Here is a 26,448-nt window from a genome sequence, read left to right on the forward strand (position 1 = left end):
GTGACGCTGATCGGCGCGAATGGCGCGGGCAAGACCACGACGATGAAGGCGATCACGGGTCTCAAGCCGTATTCGGCGGGCGACATCGAGTACGACGGCAAGTCGATCAAGGGCGTGCCGTCGCACGAGCTGCTCAAGCGCGGGCTCGCGATGGTGCCGGAAGGCCGCGGGATCTTCGCGCGGATGTCGATCATCGAGAACATGCAGATGGGCGCGTATCTGCGCAACGACAAGGAGCAGATCAAGCAGGACGTCGACCGGATGTTCGGCTTCTTCCCGCGCCTGAAGGAGCGTGCAACGCAGCTCGCGGGCACGCTGTCGGGCGGCGAGCAGCAGATGCTGGCGATGTCGCGCGCGATTCTGTCGAAGCCGAAGCTGCTGCTGCTCGACGAGCCGTCGATGGGGCTGTCGCCGATCATGGTCGAGAAGATCTTCGAAGTGGTGCGCGAGATCTCGAAGGAGGGCATCACGGTGCTGCTGGTCGAGCAGAACGCGCGCCTCGCGCTGCAGGCGGCCGATCGCGGCTACGTGATGGATTCCGGCACGGTCACGATGGAAGGCGACGCGAAGCAGATGCTCGACGATCCGAAGGTGCGGGCTGCGTATCTGGGTGAGTAAATGAGCGGGCCCGGTGCGGCGCGGCGGCGGATGCCGGCGTGCCGCGCAAGGGCTTTCGAAAGGCTGTCACGGGTTGCCGTGACAGCCTTGGCCGGGTCGACGCCTTGAATTGTCGCGAGGGACCATCGGTCGCCACCAATATCGGTTTTCATTCTCGCCTTGCTTGACATAATTAACATCGGCATCGGAATGTATACCGATGAAGTGCGGTGGTCTAAGCAGATTCTCGGGAATCGAAAGAACGAGTCGGCGGGCCGGGATGACCGGCACCGAGAACTCACACTCCGTATGGGAAGGAAGCGACTCAGTACGCATGAAGCGGAAGGGCCCACGGGAGGGCGTTCCAGCGGCGTTCGCGCCGATTTGAACTGCTTGGACGCCCGACTGACCTCTGCGCCAAAGCACGGCGTTTCTGAGGATTCTAGACTTGGCGCGATCGGCGTGGCAGCCCGAAAGATGAGAGGCCCAATTCCGTCATTTCGCCAAGTTCTCGCAACATCGGGGCAGGTTCGATCACGGTTGTCGTTGAAGAGGAGTGCGAGTCCGATGGTCTATATGTATCTTGGGCGAGGAATGTAGCGGGATGATTTGCCGGATAGGGGGAACGCGCCGCAGGCTTAGGCTGCGGCGCTGACGAGGTCTCGTAAACCCATTACCTTCTCCGAAATGCGGTTCCAGGTCGAGGAGCGGATCGGCAGGTTACACGCTAGCGCGCTGAAATGGTCGGCTGCCGAGCATACCTGGTCAATGGCCGCAGCGGCGGCGCTCCTCTTCAGACCTGCTTTGGATGCAAGGTCGAGCAGGTGCGATCGTCCGATCTGCAGTGCCTCGCCACATACATCCAACTGGTGATAGCCGCCCGGGCCTTCGTTGAATGTCAGATCGTACCCGGGCGAGACACTCCACGAACCGTCTCGCTTCATCAGGAACGACAGGTTCTTCGAATGGTCGTCCCGGTTGTGAAAGACCACATTGAATACGCAGCGTCGGTACATTTGCAGCACCTCACGCTCGTCCCGGGTGAGGAAGCGGGTGAGCCGCAGCACGGATAGATAGTCAAGCGTCGGATGGCGGAAGTTCGCATGCGCAAGCCCGGAAACCGTGTGTATCGGGACGCGCATCCCATCAACGCGATCGAATCGCTCGATGCCAAACGCGGTCAGATCGTCGCCCAGAGCGAAGAACTGCGTCGCCGGCATGGGAATGCCTGCCAGACGGGCCATGTCCGCGTAGACGTATTCGATTGCGCAAACTTCCGGGTCCTCCCCCTGACCGGGGAACTTCACGAGCCACGGCGAACCGGGCGCGTTCTCCCGTGGGGACGCGATGCCCGTGGTCGGGTCGATGTTCACGCGGACCTTCGGGCGAGCGCCGTGCGGCGCACCGCCCATCAGTGCCAGTTCTTGCAACATGTCGTCGCCGCTGTCGGCGAGGACGTTGCGCACCGCCTGCGCGATCTGGAGCAGTTCGAGGTCGCGCCGCTCGAGTTGCTGGGCGGCCGGCGGCTCAAATGCCAGTGCCCCCATCGAACCTTCCCCGATGAAAGCGAGCCGGTCGAGAGGCGAGACCGTGGTGATGTCGATACCGTTCTTGCGGAACAGGCGGTCCATCAACAGCATGCCCCAGCCATCCGGGAGTGCATCGCTCACAAGGCCGGGCAGGCGGTTTTGATGCGGGGGAAAATCGTCGTATGCATCGCGCGATAGCTTCAGCTGATAGGGCGACAGTTCCAGCCCACGAGCCAGCGCCTCCGGGGTGTACTGGGCCAGAAGGGTGCGGCCGTCGTCCGCCAGCTGCGCCAGCGGGAAACGCTCGCCCCAGCCGGCGTAGATCACGGTGAGTTTTTTCATGACGTTGCCTTTTTGTGGCCCGCACGGCGACGTGATCGGCTGGTAGCCTCCATCTGCTCAATGGTCACGGGGCGCGTGACGAACACCGGCTCAAGCTGCTGGAGAAGTCCGAGCGTGCCGGCCACGCGCAACATAACCTCGACCGTGACCAGCCCGGTCCGCTCGAGGTTGCGCACCGCGCCGAGAGAAACGCCCGCTCGGGCGGCGGTGTCAGCCTGCGATTGGTTCAGCGCCAGACGACGCGTGCGAAGGCGCTGCCCGAGCTCTCCCGCGACTTCCTGCGGCGTTGCAAGGTCAAATTGCATTTGGATGGCGGTTCGTATCGAAATTTCCGCACAACAGTCATTTTAATGACGATTATATGATGTTCAACTGTCCGTGCGTCCGCTCAGACAGTCTCCCAGGGCTGGGCGAGATTGACGATGTGATGTAGGGTTGTGGCAATATCGCACTCAGTGAGGTTGCCATGATCGATGTGCAGGAGAAGCCGTCGGCTGCCCTCGAGCTGAAGCTGGCTCTGCCGGCCGGAACCAATCCGGCGGTCGTGTTGTCGCTGAAACAGAGCTTCGAGGAAGCGCTCCTGATCCTTCTGGAAGACTTCTCGTTCGAAAGGAGCCTGGTCCTGCGAGCCGACGAAATTGCCTCGATCGTTACACGCCTGTCGGCACCGACCATTCCGCTGATTGAGGAGCGCATCCAACGACAGAAGACGATGCGCGAGATCCTCGCGCATGGTGAGTGGCTCACGGCCGAGCAGGTCAACGAATTACAAGCTGCGCCGCCAGCTAACAAGTCCCAGCCAACGAACGACTGGAAGCGCCGTGGTCGCATCTACAGCGTGAGCCTCGACGGCAAAGACTATTTCGCGGCGTATCAATTCGACGAAATGTGCCAGCCGCTGCCGGTGATCAAATCCATCTTGGCTGCGCTGGGTGAGGTCAGCGACACGTGGCGCATCGCGGCGTGGTTCCATTTCCCGAACGGATGGATTACCGGTACCGGCGCACATACCGGGCAAGCTATGGCTCCGAAGGATGCGCTTGATCGCCATGACGCTGTTGTCGGTGCGGCGCGGCACCTGAGCGGGGCGTCGTACGTCGCCTGATGGAGGTCTGCGCGCCCGGACGAATCGGAACGGTTTCGTGTCGTTACCGTCACGCCCGACAGTCCCCAGGTGTGGTACCGCGCCTACCGCACCCGCTACCCCGAAGCATCGGCTTGGCGCGGGTAAATACCACAATGTTCGCGTTCGTGAACAGGCATGGTTACTCGGTCAAGCGTTCCAAGCACGATGTTCAACGACGCAACGGGCGGATGTCCGTTAATGGCCCAGTGGTGAAGAAAAAAGTCTCCGTGCCAAAATTTCAACATTGTAGGATCGCATCGCGGCTTCATCGCGCGAACGCGGCTGTCGATGTCGGCGAGGGATACAAGATGCCTGTAAACAGAGTTCGTGGACAGGTCGCCATGGTGAAACGCACGCATCCTGAGTAAGGCGAGAAGATGTTGGCGCGGATTGAAACAATCCATCTCGGCCGCTGACAGTCGATCGGCAATCGAGCTTGATGACCAAGAGACTGTTCCACCCGATGAAAGATGGCGGAACCAGGACTATGTCCAGTGTGCTCATTGGGTGCTTTATGAACATGCTTTGACTGCCGCGGATATTACGTTTCCGCGGCTAGCCACGTCATAGTGGAGAGATTTACTCCTGAATCAGGAATCGATTGCGGTTCTTGGCATCTTTGATCCAGGCAGGCGCGCGGCCGCGGCCCGACCAAGTTGCGCCGGTCTTGGGATTGCGATATTTTGCTTCTAGCGGCGCCTTTGTCTGCTTTGCCGACCGGCCGCGACGTATACCAAAGATATCCTGCTCGGTAATGCCGTACTCCGTGACCTTGGCACGGATGTCGTCAACAACAGCTTGGAATTCAGCTATCCGGGCGGCTTCAGTCTTCTCTGCCAAGGTGTCCATTTGAGCTTTCAGCTCCTTGTAAGTCGCCATCTTTTTATCCTCTAATTGTGTTGCGCACATGATAGCGGTTTCGACCTACGTGAAGGAGCGAATCGCGAGTACGCATTGCTCGTTCGGGTTCGTGGGCTTCGACGCATTGGCATTCAAGGTGAGCATTGCGATCCTCCTGAAAGGTTGACCGATCATTGCCGGCGCCAGCGCTATCCCTGACGCATGATTGGCGTGGCACTGGCAATGTTTTGCCAAATCCGACGCTTTGCCAACGCAATGACAAAGCTCTCTGTCGCAGGAGCGACAGGTACGAAGCTCGATAGCCAGATAGCGCCACAGGGCGAAGCCGTGAGAATATGGCTTCGGTCGTCTCGACACTTTGCGCATCCGCGCAGCATGCATCCGCTGCGACAGTGTTGTGATGCGGTGGCATCGCTGGCGCGAACGGCATGCGCGTACCGACAACCATGAAGGCGATGGGTATCGTCATCGAGGCCGGCTGCTGCGCGTCTGGGCGAACCGGCGGACGCTCGCAGTAATAGTACCGGCTCGCTGGCGGGTGGAGGGTAACCGGTTCAGGTGCGCTTCGATGATGCCCTGCAAGCTCGCCGTCTGCAGCGCAATCGGCCCCCGGCAAAGCTGCGGGTGGCCGCCGCGCTGGAGGTGGGGCGCTGCGGATAGCGTGCGATTCGATTTTGCTGAGCAGGTGCGTTCGGGGTCTCTGCCACGAGATGGGGCGGCAAGCGACCAAATATCGCCCCCGCCTCTATCGACATCTGATCGGTGTCGGTCCCGAGGCCTTCGAACAGGTCCGTGAATCTGAACTCTGTCTGCCGCGCGAGGGGAGTCCATCCAATCGAACGGTGGGGTTCATCGCAAGCTCTGCGATTTGCTGTCCGGCAACTTTTCGCGTCTGCGTCAGAAGGGTCGTCAAAAGCGCACTGATCGGCGATGGCCACGACTCGCCTGGTTAGGCCGGACTTTAAAGACCCGCGGTCTTTAGAAGTTTCGACGGCGAGATATCCAGGGCGCCTGCGATCCTGATGAGGTTGAGGATCGTCAGATTGCGCTCCCCTCGTTCGATGCGACCCATATGACTTCGGTCGATCCCGGTTGCATGGGCAAGCGCCTCCTGGGAGACGCCGAATTCCAGCCGACGAGCGCGAACCGTCGCGCCAATTGCGGCCAGATGTCCTGCATCGTCCAGTTTGCCTGATACCCTTTGCATCTCATCATGGTCGCGGTATGATGGTCGTTTGGCCACGGCATTTACGACCCATTTATGCGGGTGCTGCCAGGCTCTCGAGCGTTGGGGAATATGTTTCTGATTCAGGACGAAAACCGTTTGCCGCTTCAGTCGGCGGTGGCCGGCGCGGGCGCAGGCGTATGGGCCGTGATGGAGCAGTGGACGCCTGGTGATTTGCTGGTCCTGCGAGTGTCGGAAAAGCGAGCGCGCGGTGTGTCGAACGTGATCTGGATGGATCTCACGTCTGGAGCGGCGTCGCTTGATCAGTTTCTCGATGGCGATAACGTGCTGCGTGGGGCGGCGGTGGTGAGTACCCGCCGAGGGCGCCCGGTGGAGGAGTGGTATCTGGATCCCCTGAGCGAGATCCGGGTGGGGGCGACTGAAGTCAGCGAGAGCGATCGCGTGCTGTTGATGGTGACGCAGTTCACAACGACGGCAGGGCGGAGGTTTTCCGTGCCTCATGGTTTCGCGACGCACTACGCCCGCGGCAGGCGCGTCTGGCAGGCGCGCGGGACGGCCTCAGGCTCGGGGCAGTGACCTCGCATAGACCGTGTGGGCTGGCACTGTCATGGGGTGCCGTCACCGAAGCAGTTGGGGCACTCGAATGGGCAATTCATCGTGTCTTTGGATGCTTGGCCGCGCGCAGGTGAGCCCTGCAGATTGGCGGTCGTGACAAGGGGCCGACGCGGTGCCGATATCGGTGCACAACAAAGTCTGCTGGAACGTAAGGTTCGCCGTTCGTGTACAAGAAAGTCTGCTGCGTTCCAAAATCCGTTGAGCATTGCACAATTTCAATCGAGTTTTGACTATCGTGAGCCACTCCTGATCGGCGGGTGCTGTGCTCGATCGCACTTTTATTGTGGTGCCGCCAGTCGGCATCCCGACGAGGATGCTACAAGTTGCTACCTGAGCGGGACGCGGTCTGCCGGTGCGACGTGTGTGACGACGCTCGCCGGAACGCCGCGCTGACTTGGCGCGCGCGTTTCGCTTCTTCCGCATGCAGGTAGGTCGAGGTTGTCGCAACCGAGGCGTGACGCAGATTGTCACGCACCGCGACGAGCTCGACCCCGGCGTCCAGCGCGTGCGTGGCATGTGTATGACGCATCCAGTGGGGGCTTGCGCGCCGTAGCTTCTCGGCGAGCGCCGGATCGCGCGCGGCCACGCGCTCCGCCGCCGCCCGGAAAAATCCCCCCACCACCTGCCGCAGCCGCGCCGCACTGATACTGGCATGGGCGTGGCGTCCGGTGCGGTGCTCTTCATTTAGCGATGCCACCAACGGGGTCGCCGGATGCCAGCGGGCACGCCTGACCGGCAGAGCCCGCGCCTTGAGATACCGACGCAGCGCGTCCCGCGCGAGCGGCGGCAGGGCGACGCGCCCCGGTTTTGCACCCTTGCCAGTCACCTCGAGCCATAACGCGCTCCGCGCGTCCGCCGCAATGTCACCGAGCGTCGCGGTGACCAGTTCCTGCGCGCGCAGCCCGGTCGCGTAGCCGAAATCCAGCACAAATCGTAGCCGCTCTGCAGCCGGTGTGGTCCAGCCGGTCCGCTGCAGCTGGTCGGCCGCAGCCCGCACGATCTTCCATTCGCGGCCGGTCAGTGCCCGTCCGGTATCGAACGGCGCGCGCGTTGTCCCACCGCGTACCGTCACCCCCGCAAACGGGTTGAGGACCACATAGTGCTGGCCCACCAACCACCCGAAGAGCGCGCGCAGGACCGCCAGCGCATAGGCCGTGGAGCGCGTTGTCAGGCGCCCGGCAAACGGGCGCCAGGCCGGTGTGGCGCGCGGGCACGGCGGCCCGATCCAGCGTGCGGCGGGCGTGGGATGCCGCAGGAACGCGCGATAGGCAATTGCGTCGTCGGTCGTGAGCGACGACAGCGGGGTGCGGCGTTCCACAATCGCCCACAGCAGCAGCCGCTCGGCCTCGCGCCGGTAGGCGCGGGCGGTGTGCGCCGCCTCGTGCAGCGCCAGCCATGCCTCGATGGCCTGGTAGTCGTTGGTCGCGGCGAGGCCGCAGGTGTCACGTGGGGCCCGGAAGCGGCCGTGTGAGCCATCGAGGGCCGCGGGCAGGGACTCAAGTGACCACAGCGGGACGAGTTGAGTCCCGTCGGCCTTGTAGGTGATGAGCGCGGCGGCGCGCCGGGTCAGCTCGGGATGCGCCGCGAGGAACGCCTCGACACATTGCGTACCCTGGCGTCCCAGCCCCGGAATCGTCCGCCACCAGCCTTTGCGGTGGGCCCTGCGCACCAGCAGATCGGCGAGCGAGGCGACGCACGCCGCGGCGAGGACGCGTGCGATGCGCGGCGGCAGCCACCGATCCACGGGGTCGGCCGGCTGCGGCACGGGAAGGGGCGTGGTGCGCAACACGTCGAGCGCCGCGACGACTTGCGCCGCATGGCGGGTCCGGTCCGCGGCCGGGTGCATGAAAAGCGCGATCAGGTCATCGCGCTGGCGGGCCATCGCGCACGCGACAAGTTGGCGACGAATGCGGCCCAGCAGTCCGCGCGATGACTGGCCATCGTCGCGCGCGTGGTCGAGGTAGCGCATAACGGCGGCGCGCGCGGTGAGTCCTTCGTGCCAGGCATGCAGGGCTGCCAGCTCGGACAGGCTGGGGAGCTCGGGCGGGGCAGCGGGCGTTCCGGCTAACGATCCGTTCCCCGTGCGTGAGCGCGGGGCGGGAGCGGTTTTCATACAACCAGTTTAGGTCGTCAGGAAGATGCTTGCGATAAGAGTATTTATCGCAAATAACTTGAGGGGACATCCTCCGCCGAACGTGTTTTCACCCGACCCTGACAAGAGGCTGCCCCAAAAAACAAAACTAGAAGCGAGGGGGGCCGACGACGGCGCCCCGACAGCGAGCCATTTGTGCGGAACGATTGAGGATGTGCCGGCGCCCGGAACCAGGTGCGCCGCAAGCGGACGGTTGCGATCGATCGAAATGCGCAGTTTCCTTGGCTGTACAGTCAACGACGCGGTTTTCGCTATAGATATCCGCAACCCCAGACCCATAGCTGGGATCGTGATCGAACGATTGACCGCGCGTTGACCCTGCGGTTCGTGATCGGGTGCACGGCGAATACTAGTACCGGTCTCAGCTATCCGAGCTAATCGTTTGCAGCGGAGTCGTTGAGTGTCCTGTCGGGCTAATGCCAACCACGCAAGGTTTACCGAGCCACTCGGAAATTAGCACAGTGGACGTCTCGGGAAAATGCAGTTGGTGTGCCGGGACGGTAATATAGCTGCACCCTCGGCTAGGGGGCAGCGTTATCGCGTACGTGGATATTTTGATATCGCGGGAAATCATGAAATGTGACGCGTAACGCCTTGGTTCCAGCCTTGTTTGCCGTCGTTGTCATGCGATTGTCATTCGATGGACTCCGAGCTGGAGAAATTGCGAGAGAGACCTTTATCAAGAAAATTCAAGAATATGGCCTTCAAGACACCACCTACAGATGTATCGGTTCCCGAGACTCCGGACAAGTTGTTCCGAGAGTTAACTCGTCGGAAGTTCCCTGACGTGTTGCCGCACCAGGCCGAAATCATGCAGGCCTATGCAGCGCAGGCGATCGAACGGCCCGACGTTGCTCTGCAACTGCCGACGGGCAGTGGCAAGACACTTGTCGGACTGTTGATCGCGGAATGGCGTCGGCGGAAGTTCAAAGAGCGCGTGGTGTATCTGTGCCCAACGCGGCAGCTAGTTCATCAGGTCGCCGAGCAGGCAAATGAGAAGTACGGTCTGTCAGTTGCGACGTTTGTTGGCAAGCAACGTGACTATGCGCCATCGAGCAGGGCTGACTACCAGCAGGCGGAGAAGGTTGCAATTACCACATACTCGGGGATGTTCAATACGAACCCCTTTTTTGATAACGCTGACGTCATCTTTGTTGACGACGCGCACGCGAGCGAGAATTACATTGCTGCGTACTGGACGATGCGTGTCAGCAGAGTAGAGGAGGAGCATGTCGCACTCCATCAGGCTTTGACAAACGCGCTTGCGAAGCACTTGACGCCGACGGATTTGTCACGCCTTCGCGGCGTTTGGGAAGACGTTGTTGACCGGACATGGGTGGACAAACTTGCGACCCCGGCACTTCTCGCGGTGCGAAGTGAGTTCATTGAAATTCTTGATGCTCATACGCAGGGTAACGATCTTGCCTATCAGTGGTCTTTGCTGCGCGATCACCTCGATGCATGTCACGTGTACTTGTCGTCGCAGGACATCTTGATACGACCCATCCTTCCACCGACGTTCTCTCATGCTGCCTTCGATGACGCCAAGCAGCGCGTATATATGTCGGCAACGCTTGGCGTAGGAGGGGATCTCGAGCGGTTGACCGGACGTAAGTCAATTTACCGACTGCCCGCCCCGAAGGGCTGGGATACGCAGGGGGTCGGCCGGCGATTTTTCATTTTCCCCGAGATGTCGCTGACGACTGCCGAGATTCCTGCGCTGAGAGCGGAGTTGATGAAACGGGCGGGGCGGAGCGTCGTTTTGGTACCGAGCGACAGGATCGCGGATGCCATTGCTGATCAAGTTGATGAGTCTCTGAAATATCCTGTTTTTCGTGCGAGCGATATCGAGGAATCCAAGACTGCATTTGTCAGTAGCCAGAATGCAGTAGCGATCGTGGCAAATCGATACGACGGTGTCGATTTCGCGGGCGACGAATGTCGTCTCCTGTTTATTGAGGGATTGCCGAAAGCGATGAACTCTCAGGAACGATTTCTGATGACGCGCATGGGAGCGAACACGCTCTACAACGAGCGGATCCAGACCCGCGTGGTGCAGGCGATTGGTCGATGCACACGATCACTGGAGGACTTTTCTGCTGTTGTGGTTTCCGGGGAAGAGTTACCTGACTACTTGGCCGATATTCGCCGCCGCGAGTACTTCCATCCCGAACTCCAAGCGGAGATCAAGTTTGGTACATACCAGTCCAAGAACACGACAGTTGCCGATCTGATCGATAATTTTGAAATATTCCTTGAGAACGGTAAGGCGTGGGAGGCAGCAAACCAATCGATCGTCGACGATCGTAATCGCTCGCATCAGACCTTCCTGCCGGGTATTGACGACTTACAGGCAGCAGTCTCCTGGGAGGTCGACTATCAGACGGCACTATGGCGCCATGATTACGAGACGGCAGTCGGCGCCGCGGAGCGGGTGCTGGGTGCTCTGGCTGCACCTTCGCTTCGCGGGTATCGAGCGCTCTGGAATTATCTCGCAGGTTCCGCCAGCTACCTCGGCGCTGATCGTGGCATCTCATCACTCGAGTCGAAAGCGCGCCACTATTTTCGCGAGGCGTACAAATGTGCTCCTGAGCTCAGTTGGCTGACGGAATTCGCGAGACGAGAAGTCAGTGATGTTGTCACCGCGAACGCTGCCGATCTCGCCCTCCAGCGACAGGTCGAGAGAATCGGTGCAGAGCTCACCCGGCTTGGTGCTACTCACGACCGAGAGTTTGCAAAGAAGGAACGCTTGATTCTGGAAGGTCTTTTGGACCCGGCGCGGTTTGAGCAAGCTCAGGTGGAACTCGGTAGTCTGTTGGGATTCGTCTCGGGCAAGGTCGAAGAAGAGGGGTCACCAGATCCCTGGTGGATCTGCGAGTCACGATGCATTGTATTTGAGGACTATGTAAATACCACGGAGGCCGGTGAGTTGGACGTCACAAAGGCTCGACAGGCGACATCGCATCCGGATTGGATGCGTGCACATGTCACCGAGTCGGCGGGGTGCGAATATTTGCCGGTGCTTGTCTCGCCGGCGAAGAGCATTCGCAAGGCTGCGGTGCCTCATGCAGGCGGGCTCTCATACTGGAAACTTAGTGAATTCCAGAAATGGGCAGAGATTGCGTTGCAAACGATCAGAGAGTTGCGTGCCACATTCTTTGAGCAAGGTGATCTTGTGTGGCAGGCCGACGCAGCTAATTTGCTCAAGGAGCGCGGTATCGATTTCGACTCGATCTCAAGGTATTTGCAAGACAAGGCCGCTGTCGACTGCCTGACTCATGTTTAACTACTGCAGATCGAGAACTGACTAGGACTACTAGTATTTGGCCCCGGGATGTCCGTCCTCGGGACGGCGCCTTGGGGCCAAGGAGCTATTCGATCGCGTCAATGACCGGTTTCTGACAAAACGATGTGGACCTGGCGTCATCCACCAAGTATCACGTAGATCCAAAGTAGATATAATTGTCTTGAGGTTTTGCGTCGGTGTTTCTACAACGGATCAGCATTTGGAGTGGTGTCGTGGAACTCAAAATTCAGAAGTGGGGTAATAGCGCTGCAGTTCGTCTGCCCGCCGTGTTGCTCGAGCAAATGCATGCTTCTGTGGGAGACTCCCTTAACGCCGATGTCCGCCCGGACGGCGTATTGCTGACACCCGCACGCCGCAGGTACGCACTCGACGATCTGATCGCTCAATGCGATGCGAAAGCCCCTTTTCCAGCGGACATGGCTGCGTGGGGTGAGGTCAATCCGGTGAGGCGTGAGGTATGGTGAGGCGGGTGAAGTTTGAGCGAGGGGACATAGTGCGTGTGAGCCTGAATTCGACCGTTGGGCGCGAGCAGCAAGATAACTTTCGTTCCGCGCTCGTGCTGCCTCCGGCAGCGTTCAATGCCCTTGAGGTGGCGCTTGTCGCGCACATCACGCAAGGAGGCGAGTTTGCACGCTTTGCTGGATTTGTAGCCAAACTCAACACCGAGCTCTCCGCGATACCGATGGCCCGCTTATAAGCCCTCGAGGAAGCGAGTATTTGCTCGCACATATTGGGATCTTCCATACCCAACAGAGAGGCTCCCATCCGGCCTTGAGACGTTGGAACTCTTTCGATTCCGCATGCAATGCGTCCCAGTCATTGCACCATCGCACGAAGGTGTTCCAAGGATCAGCGAACTCCTTGAGAAACCGGCGATCAGGTTGACGTCCTGATCTGCGATATCGTTTGACGCCGTTATCGAACCGATTCTGTCTCTGCGCTTGTCTCTTGGTGACCTCTTGCATCTTGATGAACAGCCGCGATTTCCGACCGGATCTCGATCGAGGACGTTCAAGCGGTATCTGCGGCTCGCGCTCAATGAGGTAGTGTTCCAACGGCCCTTTGATATAGCTAAACACCCGATCGTCCGTATTCAACGGGGAATGCAGGCGCGCAATCGCGATTGCGCGTTCGTGCTGCTCCGCTTCCGGCGCTTGCTCAAGCGTGGAGAGCCGATAGAGCGCCCACGCACGAATGTACTCACGCACCGGCATGCCCGGTAGAGGCTCTCGCGTCCATGACAAGATGCCTCTTACGCGCTCCGCCGAAAGATGACCCTTGAGCAGTTCCCAGAGCGGGGAGTTAAGCCATAGACGCGCCATGGCACCACCGGGAAGCGCATTCACGGCCCCAGTCAGATCGTGCCCGTATTTGCCTCGCGGACCCAGAGTCGGCGCGCGTTCTCCCCGCAAATATTGATAGACGATCTTGCTGTTGCTCGAGGTGTGATCGCTCAACTGGTTACTGCAGATTGTCGGATCCACGCTGAACAATTGGCTCAACCACGACGCCGTTCTGTTGGTGTAGTGAACGGCGGACACGCCCCATGACATACCACGCAGCCCCGCCAGCCGACGATGCATCGGCACCTTTCTTTTTTCCTGCACATCGGCCGCTGGCAGCTGCAACTCCCGCCAGTACCGAAATTCATTTGGTGACAAGGGATCCATTTGCTCGGCCAAGACCGCGGACAGCGCTGGAATACACCATTACACGTTAAGTACAACCGACCCCCAACATCCAACAAATCCCGGTATATCGCTCTCCCCGGGATGGCCCTATTTGTTGAAGCGCATTCCTTTTGCTATTCGCAGCACGCTCGCTAAGCTGTTCTGCTATGAACTTGCGCCGGACTCGTGCTGGCGACGGCGGGAATGCATCGCGTCCCGAAAATGGGTACCGATTGGTACATGGAGGAAACGCTATGAACGGACCATAGATTGTGGGGCTGAAAGGAAAAAAGGCCTTTGGGCGGCAACCCAAGAGGCCTTTTCGGAACTGCATCGAATTACCTGAATCGACGGTCCCATCCTACTCAGCCCTTCCCCGGGAGTCAAGCGAACCCCGATTTTTTTAAAAAATCGCGGGTAGCGCTCGTCCCGACGCATCCGGAGCTGTTGTGCGCGACGACCGCCGTCGTATTGACGAGCGGTTTTGAAACCGCTCGTTGCACCAGCGCCGCCGCTGGTGGCGCGCGTGTGGGGGCAGCGCATCGACTAGTACCGCGTATCCATGTTCGCTGTGGAGGGCACCGTCATGTCCAATGATTACCAGTTTTACAGAGACCCACGCAAGCTTGAAAGGTCGGGCGGCAATGTCCCGCTTTGCGGCGACAGCAGTCTGTCAGATAAAGCCCGAGTCCGCTTTGCCAAAGAGGGGCGCGGCTCAGGCGAATGGGGCACCTACGTGCCGGGCAGGACGTTTCGCGAACTGCGAGGCGTCGGCCGCATGCACCGATTCTCCTGTAGCCGTTGCGGCGGACGTCAGATCGCGCTGCCTTCGGATATGGCGTTGGCCACCTTTCTCGAAGAGCACTGGGATCCCCGGACGCGCGATCTGCGTGAATATTTCCCGTTGGTGGACGTAGACGAAACGGTACGCATCGCGCGTTCCATCGGCGTCAACCATCCGACATATAGGGACGGCAGCCCACGCATCCTGACTACGGACCTGTTGGTCTGCAAGCTCGAATCGGATAACTACAGTTGGACCGCGGTTCACTCGGCTTCGGCGCGCGATTGTGCGGCTGGAATGTCCTCCGGCTGGCTGATCATCCGAGAATTTTGGCGACGGGCGGGTGTGGGCTCGCGCACGACGTACTCACTTGGGCTCAACAGCTTCCGTGTACGCAATCTCTGGTTGCTGTTCGGGTACGGCGAGCAACTCGTCGCGTACGGTCTCAATGATCGCGAGCAGTGCGCACAAGAAGCAGTGATTCGACGATTACGTCGCCGCAACGACGCCCGAATTTCGGACGCCTGTAGCGCCGCCGCACGCGCGAGCGATCTCACGCGCGCCGAGTGTGCACGTGCAGTGCTTCAGTTGATTGCCTGCCATGCGATGGAGTGCCGTCTCGACGTGCCTATTCTCTTAGAGCAATCAACGGGCTTCATCCGAATTGCAGACGACCCACGGCAGTTTGTGAGCTCGTTCCTTGCGCGCGATTCCGATTTCTCTGTCGATGTAACAGCGGGTCAGCGAGCAGGGAGCATTAGGAATTGAAGAGGCAACCCGGCAAAAGGCGCGCGCGATCAATTGGAGATGCCGTCTCGTGGCCTGTGCGTGTCATCAGTTGATGGGAGGTGAGATGAAGGAAGAGGTACAGCGCTTCGCGCTGCCGGCATGTCGAGAGCTGGTGCGCGACGAATCGAGTGGAAAATTGTATCGGGTGGTGCTCGCCGGCGGCGGGGCACCTGACGTTGCGCTATGCCATGTCTTTGGCAGTCACTTGGAGATCAGGCACGTCCCAATTACCGAGTTTCAAAGGCGAACGGCGTCCGACTGCCAGAGTGAGGACCGGCTTGTTCGGGTAAAGGAGGATCCGTTTGATGAATTCAAACAAGTTACAAGCCGAACGGAGGGCCACGTTTGGAAGAGCCAAGATAACTGGAATCGTATCAAGGCGTTGGTGGAGAATCTTGATCTATTCAAGAAGACGTTATATCCCGGAGCAGAACGACGGCAGACGTTCGAAAAACATGCGAACGACCAGCGCGTCAGCATTCAACTGATTCGGCGACTACATCGCCTGTATCTGCAACGAGGCATGACTCCGTCGTCGTTAGCCAGCGACTTTTGGCGATGCGGCCGCGCAGCGCAACCTGCACGTCTTCGCGACGGCAGCGACGTGAAGGCCGAGTTCAAGGAAAGGCAGTTCACGAGCCGACCGGGGCGTCGGCCATCCGGCGTGGGTCACTACGCTATTCCCTCCGAGCAGCTAAACCGGCTCTTCGAGCAGTACGTCGACATCTATTTGACCAGCAAGGAGGGACCATGGCAGGTTGATGTACCCGATAGACTAATGGAGCACATCAAGAGCACGAGCGCAAGCGCAGAGTTTCCAGCGCGGCGCCTAGGAAAAGAAGCAAAACAAGCTCAGCGGACGGGCCGCGCACGCGCCGAACAATGGCCGCATGCGACGCCGACGCGAGATGGCCGGCGCCGGCGTCGAACCATGCAGGACATGGTGGACCATCTCAACTATGTTTGCCGTTGCACCCGGGAAGTGCGGGATGCCGCCGGCCAAGTCATCAAGCTCGAGCTGGCACCGTTTGAAGAAGTCACCCTGCGGCAATTTCAACACTATTGGCTGACGCGGGTTCCGGTCGTTGTTCGCAAGCGCCGCGCTATGGGAGAGCGGACGTACGCGCTGACCGGACGTCCCAAACACGGGCATGCGCTGCAACACTGTGTAGGGCCTGGTGCTGAATTCATGATCGACGCCACCGTCGCAGATGTGTACTTGGTATCGCGATTTAGCCGGATTTTTGTGGTTGGGAGGCCGACCGTTTATCTGGTGATGGACGTCTGGAGCCGAATGATTGTCGGGGTTCTCGCCACTTTGGACCCGCCATCCTTTGAGGCGGTAGCGCTGGTCCTTGAGAACATCGTCACACCCAAAGACGAGTTTTGTGCGAGGTATGGGCTCCACATCGACCAGCATCAGTGGCCTTGTCAGTATCTTCCATCGATCGGGTTTATGGCCGATCGCGGTGGCGACTACATGAAGGCCGAAGCATGGAAGAGGGTCGACCAGCACATGCATCTTGCAATCAGCAACCCCAAAGCGCGTGATCCTACGAAGCACGGACTGATTGAACGCACGTTCGGAACGATCCCGATACGTTTCGAGCGGGAAAGCTTCGGCGTTGTGGAGAAAGACGCAACGACACGTGGAGCGCCGCACTATGCATGGGATGCGACAGACACGCTCAGCGAATTCACCAAAAAGCTACTGCGAGCCATCCTTGTCTACATCCAAACACCCATAGGGCGCGAAGGCGCGGAGCCGGACATGATTTTCCAGGGCATGGCCGATACGCCGCTTAATCGCTGGAACTGGGGCATGGACAATCGCACTGGATCATTGCGCAAGCATTCGTTGGACGAAGTCCGTATGGCCACGTGGCCGCATGCGACCGCCAGACCCACGGACCGGGGACTTGCCTGGCAAGGCGTGTATTACACCTCTCCCTACATTGAAAGCACACTTATTCATTGCTGGGGCAAGCACGCTCGCGAGGCGGTGCCGATCCAGTTCAATCCGGGCGACATGTCACAAATCATCCTGGTTGGGAAGGACCGCCCGGAATATGGCTACCAATCGGGTACAAACAAGCAGATGCCAGGCGACGTTGAGCTTATGGAATGGAACATCAGGCGTCTGGTCGACCGGGCGAACTCCCGGCAACAAAAACAGGCGCTGCAGCCTCAGCGCGTGATGGAAAACCTTAACAACGCGCAGGAAAGTCGTAGTTCAAAGCAGGAGCAAAAGAAGGCCTTGCGTCGCGCCGGGCTGACTCATCCTGAGACGGTCGGAATGCGCGCGGCACGCGAAGAAGAAGGAAGGACCGCCAAGAGGCAGCAGGTGTCAACCTCAACGGCTGGTTCACGCGATTTGGACCAGACGGAGGATCCAACCGAATCGGAAATCGCGGCTCGTCTCCGTCGCAACACGCTGGGCTTGCTTGGCGACTAGCGGCAAAGCGATGAGCGGCTCATGAGCTCCGATGACGAGTGCGAGTGTCGCATATCGTATATTTATTAGGAGTACTTCGATGAAATCGAATGGCAATGGCGGCATGGAGCAGGGCACTTATAAGGATGTGCCGGTGCAGATCGAAAGCGACTACATTTTTCGCAACATGTGTCCGTCTGTTTCTGCAATCTATCACTCTCAAGAGCTAGAACTAGGGGAAAATTCTGATAACCCACTGATTCTCGCGTTGCCCCCTTTAAATCCGATGCAGTTGATCACTGACGGAATGGCGATGACGTTTACTGTGCCCCATGCGCCGAGTTATCGAAAGTGGCCGCTAGAACGGAAGCTTCTGGCGGTCAACCGCGTATCAGATGTCCTGGTATTGACGGTCGCTCATGTCGAGATGTTGGGTTGGTTGCATATCGCATTGCGTCACCGCTACCAGGACCTTATGCCGACGCGCTCCTTGAAGAAGCGTGCGCAAGAAAACTATGTCTTGACGCAAGCGGGAACTCCGAGGCCGATCTGTCCTCCGGGCGATTCACATGCTGCATGCAAGCTGGTATTCGGCATTTCGGGCGCGGGAAAAACGACGCTTGCGAAGATGGTACTGAGCACGTTCCCGATGATTGTAGAACATCAAGAGTTTCAGGGAGTTGCGGCAAGATTCGTGCAGGTGGTATGGGTTCTCGTTTCTTGTCCACCCAACGGTTCTGTCCTGACGCTCATGAAGGGGATCTTGTATTGGTTTGATCTCCACTTCCGGACACACTACGTCGACGAAGTGAAGTACCGCTCGAATACTGCGGACTACATCTTGAAGGTGGATGACGTGCTACGTCGCCATTTTACGGGTGTGCTGGTGATTGATGAAATCCAATTTGCCTTGAAGACGGCAGAGAAGACTCAACTAATCGATTTTCTAACTAATTTACTTAACAGCAATCACTGTACATTCATATTGCTCGGAACGCCCGATGCCAAACGGTACATCGTTAAGAGTTTGCGTACTGCTCGTCGCGTGGTCAGTGACGGGTTTATTTTGATGGACCCGTTTCCGATCGATGAACAATGGACGCATCTAGCGAAAGCAATGATCAATATCGATTTCCTTCCGCTCCCACCGATCGAACCCGACGAGATCATACGCGTGTTGCACGACGTGAGTGCTGGGTTACCCGCTTTCGCTAAGTTGGCGTGGAAGCTGACGCAGTACATGGGACTGCGTGCAGGTGAGGTGAGGGTTACGCCCGCGCTCATCCGGGAAGCGGTCAAGGTTGGTTTCGGCCCGGTCAAATGTTTGCTACATGCGTTACGTACAAGGGACTATATAACCTTGGCCAAATGCGAGGACCTTGCAACCGCGGACGTCGAAGCGTTTCGGGAAAGGATCGAGCGTGAACGTCGGCGGCGCAAACTCGGTATGGATCCGGAGAGCGATGGCTTTCTTGTAACGTTCTCGGTCTCCGTCGCCATGTTGATTGAAATGGGGCGAACGCAGATCGAAGCTGAGTCCCTGGTCCGTCGCATTCTGGAGACTGACCGGAAACTATCTTCCGAGGAAGTGATACGTCGAGCTCTGACGGAGGCGGTCAAATCGCCAAATGCGCCTCCCGCATTGAAAACGTGCAGGCGGGCGAAGTCGAAACAAACCTAACCGGCATCTCCCACAAAATAGGCAAGTTGAGGTTTATATGGCTATCTTTCTCGACGAACCATTGCCTGATGAAGCACTGTTTAGCGTGATTGTACGATATCTTGTGGACGCTAGGGTTGCGCCACGCTGCGCGTCTCTGAAAGCTTCTATAGGCTCGGGTGCTAGTCTGTTGATCGGTATCGCACACAGCCTGGATCGCATAGCTAGCGAAACTGCCATCGTCTGGGGAATGAGTCCGACCGAGATCCGCAATAGGTTGACGCTTTACCCGTACTATGCGGCCCTGTGCAATCCTAGTACGGAAGAACCCATACAAGGCGACTTAGCATATCGGTCGTCGTGGCCGAGCAGAGCGACTCCGGGGCGCCTCGGTTTGCGACATTGCGAGATGTGCTGGAAGGAGGACATCGCCAACGGCATCCCTCGGTATTGGCGGCGAACACATCAAATACCCGGCATGCTCATATGCTTGACGCATCGACACCCGCTTAACTATAGCGGGTGCGGTGCCTCCCAATCACTGCTTGAAACCGGCAGTAGGTTTGACGTAGGACGCCGCATCGAACTTGGGGGCTCAAAAGATCAGCGTGAGGCACGCTTTAGATTCGCCGCGCTCAGCGAAAAGGTGCTCCTTGGCGAGAAAAACGCCTGCCGGTATCTCGGGAGAGGCGTCCGAATCGAGTGCGCGCGAGCCCTCGGATATGCAGCGGGCAATTTTGTTGACATCGAGCGGATGGCAGGCAATCTCGTGGATATGTTAGGACGAGCGTATTTCGAGCAGGTTGGCATCTCTTTGCATAACGAATCTTGGATACGTCGTGCTTTTCTACGGAGTAAGAGTGAGCCTAGTAGCACGTTGAAATACATGCTCCTGGAATTTCTGCTTCAAGACCGCGTTGATCGAATGGCAACGGTGGGGTTTCCCGTATGTCCTGCGGCTGCGTCAGCGCATGATCGTCAACATCGACTCACGGTTCGAGAACTCCGCGAAGAGGCTCACTGTGTTTGCTCATGTGGATTCTCTTTTCTTTACGTCAGCGATCGGGTGAGCGGCGTCAGAGTGCTGCGTCCGACGCATGACGGCCTGGATCTTGCAATGGCTGCTGCATACCTTATCAATCGTGGCTATTCGATCGCTAAAGTAGCCCATTGGTTGGGTATCGAGAAGAGGGCTCTGGAAAGCATGTTAGAAAAGCAGATCAAGGTCAGATCGTGGCGATGTCAACGGCAGCGCGCAAGACATCTTGCAGCCTGGATCGAACTCATTGATCGATGTGGCGAAGCGGACACTGCGATAGCAAACGGACATGGGCACTGGCGCTTCGTTGCGGTGTTGGAACGGAGCCTGCCCAGTCAACTGATTCCAACGAAAGGTGCGTCTCCGAACACGGTGAAACATGGCGATCTATCTTGATGAGCAACTGGACGACGAGCCGCTCTTTGGAATCGTTGCTCGCTACCTTGAGTCCGGGCCCACTCAATCTATTAAGCCGACGATTCGCAACTTATTCGGACGGCCACTCAGGGCATCTTACACGAGCGGCGGATTGGATTTCGTGGCGCGCGAAACTGAAGCGTGTTGGTGTCTTTCGCCGACGCAGATTGCCGAAAAGATGACGGCTTTCCCATATTGTGCTGCGATGTCGTCGCCCGAGCGAGCCCAACTCATTCTTGATAGGATGTGCGGAATATTGCCCGCCGGGGCGAAGCACGTGCGCATGATGGCGAGTTGGACGATTGGGTGTCACGGGCATCGATATTGCCACGCGTGTCTTCGCGAGGACAAGATGACAGATGGTGTCACGCACTGGCGACGGAGCCACCAACTTCCCGGTGTCGTCATCTGTCCTTTGCACGGCGAGGTGCTATGGGAACTTGGCAATCACGCTAACAACGGGAATTTGGGATATGTATCGCCTTCCGCCGCTATTCGGCTGGGGGCAGCACGGATCGACCTGAATATGACCAGTCGACAAAAGAAGTGTTGCCAGAGGGTCGCCCAAGTGTCCGCAGATCTACTCAATGGTAGTCTTGCGGTTGATACTTCTAGCTTTGCCGAATACTTTCGGGATTTTATGCGCGGTGCTTCACGCTACCTGCGTGGATCAAAGCACGGGGACTGCATGAATAGGCTAATGAGCCAATGCTTCGGAGACGAGTATTTAAAAATGCATGGTGTGATAAGAAAAGGGTTGGCATTTTTCAATACTCTGAGCGAGCGGAGCCGGCAACACCCCATGCGAAACGTGATTGCGCTGTCGTTGATGCGCCTCGTTGAGGAACAGCCGGTGCTTCTCGCGGACTGGCGATTCAAGGACATCTATGACTATTCACTACCGCAGGAAGCGAGAAAAGCTTTGCCTGAAGTAGTCTGCCCGAGCCAATTTGCACGGCACGGACCTAGCTATATAGTTCCGAAAGTACGCCGGAGGCGGGGTCGACTATACGCCGTTTGTGATTGCGGAATGCGCTTTATGTGTGCGGAAACGGCGGAGGGTGCCACATTGATGCGTGTCACTCGATGGACGCCCGATTACGATAACGAAGTGCGTCGATTGGCGAGGCGCGGGATGACGGCTGCGGCGATCGCCCGTCGGATTGGGGTTCCCTATAATACTGTCCGTTCTATGATGTCGATCAACGGTCGATTTCATACCCGTGTGCTGCCGATCACGTCGGGCAGTTCCGCAAAGCGCCGCTCGGACCGATGATTTGATATTTCTATCGCCGGACAGCAAGATGGATTCTCGATGTTCAGCCGATCCTTCGATTCGTCCCTGCTTAATCTCTCCTTCAAACCTCTCGCCCCTACTATCGAGTGCGGACTCTTGTGTCTCTGCGACCGCGATCCGGCTGCGTTGTCACGCGAAGTCCCGACTTTCTGCGATGTCTTTGGGGCGACGGAAGAGTCTCTGACGCCCGTGTTTGCAAGCAATCGGAGTACAGACATTTTTGTGCGCTTACAGTTGGTCGGTCGGACTTCAGCGTGTCACCCGTTCCCGTACTGCGCGAACAGCCACCGCCGCATCGCATCGAGCGCTTCAGTGTGCGCATTGGCCTGCGGAAAGACGACGTAAAACCCGAGCGACATCGGAAACGAAAAGTCGAACACGCGCCGCAGCCGGCCTTCCGCGATATCGCGTTCAACCAGCGGCTCGCTCGTCAGCGCGATGCCCTGGCCGGCGACCGCGGCGTCGATCGCGAGCAGCGACTGGCTGAACCGCGGCCCTTTCGTCGGATCGGCCCGGCCTTTGCCGCCGAGCTTGTCGATGAACTCGGGCCACAGATCGTGCGCGTCGTGCAACAGCACGTGCTTTGCCAGGTCCGCGGGCGTCCGGATCGGCGAGCCGCTGTCGAGCAGTTTCGGGCTGGCGACGGCAAAGATGTCGAGCGGAAACAGCAACTCGGCGACCAGGCCGGCCGGGAACGGCGGCTTGCTCAGTCGAATCGCGATGTCGACGCCGTCGGCCCGGAACGACGCCAGCCTTTCGTCGGCGATCACGCGCACTTCGATGTCGGGATGCAGCCGGCCGAAGTCCGACAGGCGCGGAATCAGCCACTTCGACGCGAACGACGGCGTCGTGCTGACCGCCAGAACCGTCGGGCGCTGCCCGAGCGCATCCGTGGCGTCGGAGATGATCTGCAGCGCACGCTGGACCGACGAAAAATACTCGAGCCCTTCGCGCGTCAGCGCCAGCCCCCTGGGCAGCCGCCGGAACAGCTGAACCTCCACGACGTCCTCCAGATGCCTGACCTGTTGCGCCACCGCGCCCTGGGTCACGCCGAGTTCGTCGGCGGCCAGCCGGAAATTGAGGTGTCGCGCGGCGGCCTCGAACGCGCGAAGCGCATTGAGCGGCGGGAACCGGCGGGTACGCGATAGCGCCTTCATGCAGTAGAAATTCTACAGGGTGGGTGGAGAAATCATGGTTCGACAAGCCGATTATAGAGTCCTACAGTACTGCCATGGACGATGATCGCGGCGCTGCGCCGACCCATTCAGGAGAACAGCATGACTGTAGAGAAAGTGGCTTTGGTGACGGCGGCGGGCAAGGGCATGGGCGCCGCGATCGCGCGGGATCTCGCGAGCAACGGTTATCGCGTCGCGCTGATGTCGCCGTCCGGCAGCGCGGTCGAACTGGCGAAGGAACTCGGCGGGTTCGGCGTGGCGGGGTCGGTCACCGAAGACGCCGACATCGCGCGCTTCGTGAACGAGACGCTCGCGAAGTACGGCCGTATCGATGCGGTCGTCAACAATACCGGGCATCCGCCGAAGGGCGACCTGCTCTCGATCGACGACGACAAATGGCACGAAGGGCTCGACCTGATCGTGCTCAACGTCGCGCGCGTGCTGCGCCGCGTGACACCGGTCTTCCTGAAGCTGGGCGGCGGCGCGGTGGTCAACATTTCGAGCTTCGCGGCCGACGCGCCCGAGCAGGCGATGCCGGTGTCGTCCGCGCTGCGCGCGGCGCTCAGTGCGTTCACGCGCCTGTACGCCGACCGGTACGCGAAGGACAACATCCGCATCAATTCGGTGCTGCCCGGCTTCATCGACAGCTGGCCGGAGACGCCCGAGATCGTGGCCCGCATTCCGGTCGGCCGTTTCGGCAAGACACAGGAGATCGCGCAGACCGTGACGTTCCTGCTGTCGGAAGGCGCAGGCTACATCACCGGGCAGAACATTCGCGTCGACGGCGGCATCGTCCGCGCGCTTTAAGCCGCTGCCGGGCAGGGCGGTGCGCGCGCGGACGTTGCGCCGGCTGCCTCAGTTGTGCCGTTCGCCGATCCGGTTCTCTTCCGGGCTCCAGACGCTGAGCCCTTCCGTCGGGTCCATCGGCTGATCCCACGGCCGCGCGGCGATCGCCTGCATCGTCGCGTCGAACCCGGCCTGCCGGCGCGCCGCGATGCCGTCCGGCGTGAAATCGATGTCCTTCCACTGATCGTCGCCGTCGAGCCGCGGCGCCGCGAGCTTGATCACGTGCATCGTCGTCTGGCAGCCCCACGCGGCGAGCGCCTGCACGTCGGCCGACGTGCGCTCCGCCTCCGGCAGCCGCATCACCAGTTCCTTGATCACGTGGCGCAGCCGGTGAATCTGCTGTTGCCGCGCGATGTTGCCGTCCGTGCGGCTCGCGTACTGGATGTCCTTCTGCCGCTCCGACACCTGCCAGATGCTTTGCGGCTCGGGCCCGACCGGATTCCACATCTGCACCGAGAAAATGATCGAGCTGCGGCGCGGCGCATCGTCGAGCACGACCTCGACCGGCGTATTCGAATAGATGCCGCCGTCCCAGTAGGGTGCGCCGTCGATCCGCACGGCCGGGAACGCGGGCGGCAGCGCGCCCGAGCCCATCACGTGGTCGAGGTCGAGCGGCCGGTCGCGCGAATCGAAATAGCGCATCGTGCCGGTGCACGCGTTGACCGCGCCGACGGTCAGTCGCGGCCGGCACGCATTCAGCAGGTCGAGGTCGATCAGCGACGCGAGCGTGTCGCGCAGCGGCTCGACCACGTAGTACGACGCGTGCTCGACGCCGACCCGCGCAAGCGGCCCGAGCCACGCGGCGGGATTCGGCCGGAAGAATCCCGTGAGGCCCGCGCCGATCACCGCGAGTTCCGAGCCGATCTTGTCCCACGTCGTCGGGAAGCCCGGCACGGTCACGGCGGGCCGTTCGGTGACGTGGCGCCAGAATTCGGCCATTCGCTGCGCGCGGTGCGCGGGCGCGTTGCCGGCGATCAGCGCCGCGTTGATCGCGCCGATCGACGTGCCGATGACCCAGTCGGGCTGGATGCCCGCCGCGTCCATCGCCTCGAATACGCCGAGCTGGTATGCGCCCAGTGCGCCGCCGCCCTGGAGCACGAGCACGACCTGTCCGGGTAGCGTCGGGTGTGCGGGTTGACTTGCCGTCATCGCTTGCCTCGTGGTCGGTGACGGCCGGCGGGGGCCGGCCGGTTGGAACCAGTGTAGGCGATCGGCGGGCGTCGCTCCGCGGTGCCGGATCTTCGCGCGCATGGTGCGGCGCGCTGCGCCGCGTCATTCCACGGTGATGGTCTCCTTCATGTACGGATGAATCCCGCAGAACACCTTGTAGACCCCCGGCTTGTCGAAGCGGAACGAGTAGGTCTCGTCCTGGTCGAGCGCATTCGAATGGAAGATGCCCGCGTCGTTGACGACGGTATGCGGTTCCGCGTCGAGGTTCTTCCACGTGACCGTCGTGCCGGCCTTGATCGTGGTCGACATCGGCGAAAACATGAAGTTGTGGATCGTCACGAGCGGGCCGGCCGGGGGTTGCGCGAATGCGGCGAGCGGCGTGCCGGCGGCGGCCGCGCACAGGGTCAGCGCCGCCAGCAGCGTCGAGGGCTTGAGGAAGGTCATGTCGGTCTCCTTGCGTAGCGGAATCGGGCGAGGGATCAGGCGAGGGATCAGGCCAGCGTCGTGTCGCGCAGCGACGCCGCCACGGGATGGCCGGCGAAGTCGACGGTCGTCACGCCGAGCATCGCGGGCAGCCGGTCGCGCGGCACGGTGAGCGGCACCGGGCCGGGGCCGTTGCCGGCGGTCGGCTGCGGGAACGCGGTGGAGCGCGCGGTGTGGAACGTCACGTTGCCTTCGACCTTCGACACGATCTGGTGAATGTGCCCGTTCAGCACAGTGACCGAGCCGAAGCGGCGCAGCAGCGCCATCGTCTGCGGTGCGTCGCCGGTGCCCCAGCCCCACGGCTCGTAGATGGTCCACATCGGCATGTGCGAGAACACGACGATCGGCGTGCTCGACGATTGCCCCTTCAGATCCTGCGCGAGCCACGCGAGCTGCTCGTCGCCGAAGCTGCCGAGCCCGTTCGGCTTGAAGTGCATCACGTTGACGAGCGCGACGAAGTGCACGCCCGCGTGATCGAAGCTGTAGTAGCCGCGGTTGTCCGACGCCTTGCCGAAGCGGCTGAAATATTCGGCACCCGAGCCGTCGGTCACGTCGTGTTCGCCGGGCACCGTATGCAGCTCCGGCACGCGCAGCGCGGACAGCAGCTGCGACGCCTGGTCGAACTCCGCTGCCTTGGACAGGTGCGTGATGTCGCCGGTATGGATCGCGAGCGCGGGCGTGGCGGGCATCGCGTTGACGAGCTCGATGGTCTGCCGCAGCGTGGCCGCGACGTCGGGATTCGCGTCCTTGTTGAAGCCGATGTGCGTGTCGCTGATCTGCACGAACAGCGGCCGGCCCTTGTCCGCGGGGAGTGCGGCGCCGCTTTGCGCGAGCGCGAGGTCGAACGGCGTCAGGATGCCGCCCGACAGTGTAAACAGCGTGCCGAGGCCGCCGAACGCCATGCATTGCAGGGCCTTGCGACGCGACGGGCGGGTGGGATTCGATGAAGACATGTGAGCCTCGCATTCG

At 60.0% G+C, this 26,448-nt stretch carries 21 protein-coding genes and 1 pseudogene; 12 read left to right on the forward strand and 10 right to left on the reverse strand.

The features are described 5' to 3' along the window. Positions 1-618: ABC transporter ATP-binding protein (locus U4Z64_RS00005; protein ID WP_321818858.1), on the forward strand; the 618-nt coding region annotated here is incomplete at its 5' end. A gap of 617 nt (positions 619-1,235) precedes the next feature. Here the strand turns inward: U4Z64_RS00005 and U4Z64_RS00010 are convergent. Both U4Z64_RS00010 and U4Z64_RS00015 read right to left on the reverse strand, forming a co-directional pair. Next, a complete protein-coding gene (locus U4Z64_RS00010; protein ID WP_321818859.1) occupies positions 1,236-2,468 on the reverse strand; it encodes a type II toxin-antitoxin system HipA family toxin in 1,233 nt (410 codons plus the stop codon). Continuing rightward, positions 2,465-2,773 (reverse strand): helix-turn-helix transcriptional regulator, encoded by a 309-nt coding sequence (locus U4Z64_RS00015; RefSeq protein WP_321818860.1) that lies wholly within the window; start codon positions 2,771-2,773, stop codon positions 2,465-2,467. The genes U4Z64_RS00010 and U4Z64_RS00015 overlap by 4 nt, the downstream gene beginning before the upstream one ends. A gap of 161 nt (positions 2,774-2,934) precedes the next feature. Here U4Z64_RS00015 and U4Z64_RS00020 point away from each other — a divergent pair, with 161 nt between their 5' ends. Next, a complete protein-coding gene (locus U4Z64_RS00020) occupies positions 2,935-3,573 on the forward strand; it encodes a hypothetical protein (protein ID WP_321818861.1) in 639 nt (212 codons plus the stop codon). 600 nt (positions 3,574-4,173) lie between these two features. On the opposite strand, the gene U4Z64_RS00025 is transcribed toward U4Z64_RS00020, so the two are convergent. Both U4Z64_RS00025 and U4Z64_RS00030 read right to left on the reverse strand, forming a co-directional pair. Continuing rightward, positions 4,174-4,473 (reverse strand): H-NS histone family protein, encoded by a 300-nt coding sequence (locus U4Z64_RS00025; protein WP_321818862.1) that lies wholly within the window; start codon positions 4,471-4,473, stop codon positions 4,174-4,176. 943 nt (positions 4,474-5,416) lie between these two features. After that, entirely contained in the window at positions 5,417-5,662 is a 246-nt protein-coding gene (locus U4Z64_RS00030) for a helix-turn-helix domain-containing protein (protein ID WP_039321166.1), read from the reverse strand. Between the two features lie 90 nt (positions 5,663-5,752). On the opposite strand from U4Z64_RS00030, the gene U4Z64_RS00035 reads away from it, so the two are divergent. Next, positions 5,753-6,217 (forward strand): hypothetical protein, encoded by a 465-nt coding sequence (locus U4Z64_RS00035; RefSeq protein WP_321818863.1) that lies wholly within the window; start codon positions 5,753-5,755, stop codon positions 6,215-6,217. A 355-nt stretch (positions 6,218-6,572) separates the two neighbouring features. On the opposite strand, the gene U4Z64_RS00040 is transcribed toward U4Z64_RS00035, so the two are convergent. Continuing rightward, positions 6,573-8,369: a phage integrase family protein gene (locus tag U4Z64_RS00040; RefSeq protein ID WP_321818864.1), complete on the reverse strand. Its 1,797-nt coding sequence runs from the start codon at positions 8,367-8,369 to the stop codon at positions 6,573-6,575. Positions 8,370-9,048: 679 nt separating this feature from the next. Here U4Z64_RS00040 and U4Z64_RS00045 point away from each other — a divergent pair. The 3 genes and pseudogenes from U4Z64_RS00045 to U4Z64_RS00055 all read left to right on the forward strand — a co-directional run. After that, positions 9,049-11,694 (forward strand): DEAD/DEAH box helicase, encoded by a 2,646-nt coding sequence (locus U4Z64_RS00045; protein ID WP_321818865.1) that lies wholly within the window; start codon positions 9,049-9,051, stop codon positions 11,692-11,694. A gap of 233 nt (positions 11,695-11,927) precedes the next feature. Further along, positions 11,928-12,179 carry an AbrB/MazE/SpoVT family DNA-binding domain-containing protein gene (locus tag U4Z64_RS00050; RefSeq protein ID WP_321818866.1) on the forward strand — a complete coding sequence of 84 codons (252 nt, stop codon included), beginning with the start codon at positions 11,928-11,930 and terminating at the stop codon, positions 12,177-12,179. Further along, positions 12,173-12,409: pseudogene (locus U4Z64_RS00055) on the forward strand (type II toxin-antitoxin system PemK/MazF family toxin); the annotation flags it as partial. The gene U4Z64_RS00050 and the pseudogene U4Z64_RS00055, both read left to right, overlap by 7 nt. Here the strand turns inward: U4Z64_RS00055 and U4Z64_RS00060 are convergent. Continuing rightward, complete coding sequence (locus U4Z64_RS00060; protein ID WP_321818867.1) at positions 12,372-13,385, reverse strand: hypothetical protein; 1,014 nt, start codon at positions 13,383-13,385, stop codon at positions 12,372-12,374. The pseudogene U4Z64_RS00055 and the gene U4Z64_RS00060 overlap by 38 nt on opposite strands. 586 nt (positions 13,386-13,971) lie before the next feature. Between U4Z64_RS00060 and U4Z64_RS00065 the strand changes: the two genes are divergently transcribed. From U4Z64_RS00065 to U4Z64_RS00085, 5 genes are all read left to right on the forward strand, one after another. Further along, complete coding sequence (locus tag U4Z64_RS00065; protein WP_321818868.1) at positions 13,972-14,937, forward strand: hypothetical protein; 966 nt, start codon at positions 13,972-13,974, stop codon at positions 14,935-14,937. Between the two features lie 85 nt (positions 14,938-15,022). Further along, positions 15,023-17,413, forward strand: coding sequence for a hypothetical protein (locus U4Z64_RS00070; protein WP_321818869.1), 2,391 nt, complete (start codon positions 15,023-15,025; stop codon positions 17,411-17,413). Positions 17,414-17,492: 79 nt separating this feature from the next. Further along, positions 17,493-19,073 carry an ATP-binding protein gene (locus tag U4Z64_RS00075; RefSeq protein ID WP_321818870.1) on the forward strand — a complete coding sequence of 527 codons (1,581 nt, stop codon included), beginning with the start codon at positions 17,493-17,495 and terminating at the stop codon, positions 19,071-19,073. A gap of 37 nt (positions 19,074-19,110) precedes the next feature. Then, complete coding sequence (locus tag U4Z64_RS00080; RefSeq protein ID WP_322034612.1) at positions 19,111-20,487, forward strand: TnsD family Tn7-like transposition protein; 1,377 nt, start codon at positions 19,111-19,113, stop codon at positions 20,485-20,487. Then, positions 20,471-21,784 (forward strand): TniQ family protein, encoded by a 1,314-nt coding sequence (locus tag U4Z64_RS00085; protein WP_321818871.1) that lies wholly within the window; start codon positions 20,471-20,473, stop codon positions 21,782-21,784. Before U4Z64_RS00080 ends, U4Z64_RS00085 begins: the two co-directional genes overlap by 17 nt. A 278-nt stretch (positions 21,785-22,062) precedes the next feature. Here U4Z64_RS00085 and gcvA read toward each other — a convergent pair whose 3' ends face one another. Further along, complete coding sequence (gene gcvA / locus U4Z64_RS00090) at positions 22,063-22,962, reverse strand: transcriptional regulator GcvA (protein WP_321818872.1); 900 nt, start codon at positions 22,960-22,962, stop codon at positions 22,063-22,065. A 120-nt stretch (positions 22,963-23,082) separates the two neighbouring features. On the opposite strand from gcvA, the gene U4Z64_RS00095 reads away from it, so the two are divergent. Continuing rightward, positions 23,083-23,787, forward strand: coding sequence for an SDR family oxidoreductase (locus tag U4Z64_RS00095; RefSeq protein ID WP_321818873.1), 705 nt, complete (start codon positions 23,083-23,085; stop codon positions 23,785-23,787). A 48-nt stretch (positions 23,788-23,835) separates the two neighbouring features. On the opposite strand, the gene U4Z64_RS00100 is transcribed toward U4Z64_RS00095, so the two are convergent. From U4Z64_RS00100 to U4Z64_RS00110, 3 genes are all read right to left on the reverse strand, one after another. Next, the gene (locus U4Z64_RS00100; RefSeq protein WP_321818874.1) at positions 23,836-24,975 is read right to left on the reverse strand and encodes a patatin-like phospholipase family protein; all 1,140 of its coding nucleotides are present in this window, start codon (positions 24,973-24,975) and stop codon (positions 23,836-23,838) included. 123 nt (positions 24,976-25,098) lie between these two features. Next, positions 25,099-25,440, reverse strand: a complete 342-nt coding sequence (locus U4Z64_RS00105) for a cupredoxin domain-containing protein (protein WP_044846686.1) — start codon at positions 25,438-25,440, stop codon at positions 25,099-25,101. Positions 25,441-25,487: 47 nt separating this feature from the next. Next, on the reverse strand, positions 25,488-26,432 hold the full coding sequence (locus tag U4Z64_RS00110; protein ID WP_044846687.1) for a metallophosphoesterase family protein: 945 nt from the start codon (positions 26,430-26,432) through the stop codon (positions 25,488-25,490). Positions 26,433-26,448 lie beyond the last annotated feature (16 nt).

The sequence above is a fragment of the Burkholderia sp. BCC1996 genome, from assembly GCF_905339955.1.
GTDB lineage: Bacteria > Pseudomonadota > Gammaproteobacteria > Burkholderiales > Burkholderiaceae > Burkholderia.

Bases quoted from the DNA above. Each gene is read 5' to 3' on its own strand.
- U4Z64_RS00065 (WP_321818868.1), top strand. From the start codon at position 13,972: ATGTCCAATGATTACCAGTTTTACAGAGACCCACGCAAGCTTGAAAGG.
- U4Z64_RS00100 (WP_321818874.1), bottom strand. From the start codon at position 24,975: ATGACGGCAAGTCAACCCGCACACCCGACGCTACCCGGACAGGTCGTG.
- U4Z64_RS00105 (WP_044846686.1), bottom strand. From the start codon at position 25,440: ATGACCTTCCTCAAGCCCTCGACGCTGCTGGCGGCGCTGACCCTGTGC.
- U4Z64_RS00080 (WP_322034612.1), top strand. From the start codon at position 19,111: ATGGCTATCTTTCTCGACGAACCATTGCCTGATGAAGCACTGTTTAGC.
- U4Z64_RS00035 (WP_321818863.1), top strand. From the start codon at position 5,753: ATGTTTCTGATTCAGGACGAAAACCGTTTGCCGCTTCAGTCGGCGGTG.
- U4Z64_RS00045 (WP_321818865.1), top strand. From the start codon at position 9,049: ATGGACTCCGAGCTGGAGAAATTGCGAGAGAGACCTTTATCAAGAAAA.
- U4Z64_RS00060 (WP_321818867.1), bottom strand. From the start codon at position 13,385: ATGGATCCCTTGTCACCAAATGAATTTCGGTACTGGCGGGAGTTGCAG.
- U4Z64_RS00075 (WP_321818870.1), top strand. From the start codon at position 17,493: ATGAAATCGAATGGCAATGGCGGCATGGAGCAGGGCACTTATAAGGAT.
- gcvA (WP_321818872.1), bottom strand. From the start codon at position 22,962: ATGAAGGCGCTATCGCGTACCCGCCGGTTCCCGCCGCTCAATGCGCTT.
- U4Z64_RS00015 (WP_321818860.1), bottom strand. From the start codon at position 2,773: ATGCAATTTGACCTTGCAACGCCGCAGGAAGTCGCGGGAGAGCTCGGG.
- U4Z64_RS00085 (WP_321818871.1), top strand. From the start codon at position 20,471: ATGGCGATCTATCTTGATGAGCAACTGGACGACGAGCCGCTCTTTGGA.
- U4Z64_RS00020 (WP_321818861.1), top strand. From the start codon at position 2,935: ATGATCGATGTGCAGGAGAAGCCGTCGGCTGCCCTCGAGCTGAAGCTG.
- U4Z64_RS00025 (WP_321818862.1), bottom strand. From the start codon at position 4,473: ATGGCGACTTACAAGGAGCTGAAAGCTCAAATGGACACCTTGGCAGAG.
- U4Z64_RS00070 (WP_321818869.1), top strand. From the start codon at position 15,023: ATGAAGGAAGAGGTACAGCGCTTCGCGCTGCCGGCATGTCGAGAGCTG.
- U4Z64_RS00010 (WP_321818859.1), bottom strand. From the start codon at position 2,468: ATGAAAAAACTCACCGTGATCTACGCCGGCTGGGGCGAGCGTTTCCCG.
- U4Z64_RS00095 (WP_321818873.1), top strand. From the start codon at position 23,083: ATGACTGTAGAGAAAGTGGCTTTGGTGACGGCGGCGGGCAAGGGCATG.
- U4Z64_RS00110 (WP_044846687.1), bottom strand. From the start codon at position 26,432: ATGTCTTCATCGAATCCCACCCGCCCGTCGCGTCGCAAGGCCCTGCAA.
- U4Z64_RS00040 (WP_321818864.1), bottom strand. From the start codon at position 8,369: ATGAAAACCGCTCCCGCCCCGCGCTCACGCACGGGGAACGGATCGTTA.
- U4Z64_RS00030 (WP_039321166.1), bottom strand. From the start codon at position 5,662: ATGCAAAGGGTATCAGGCAAACTGGACGATGCAGGACATCTGGCCGCA.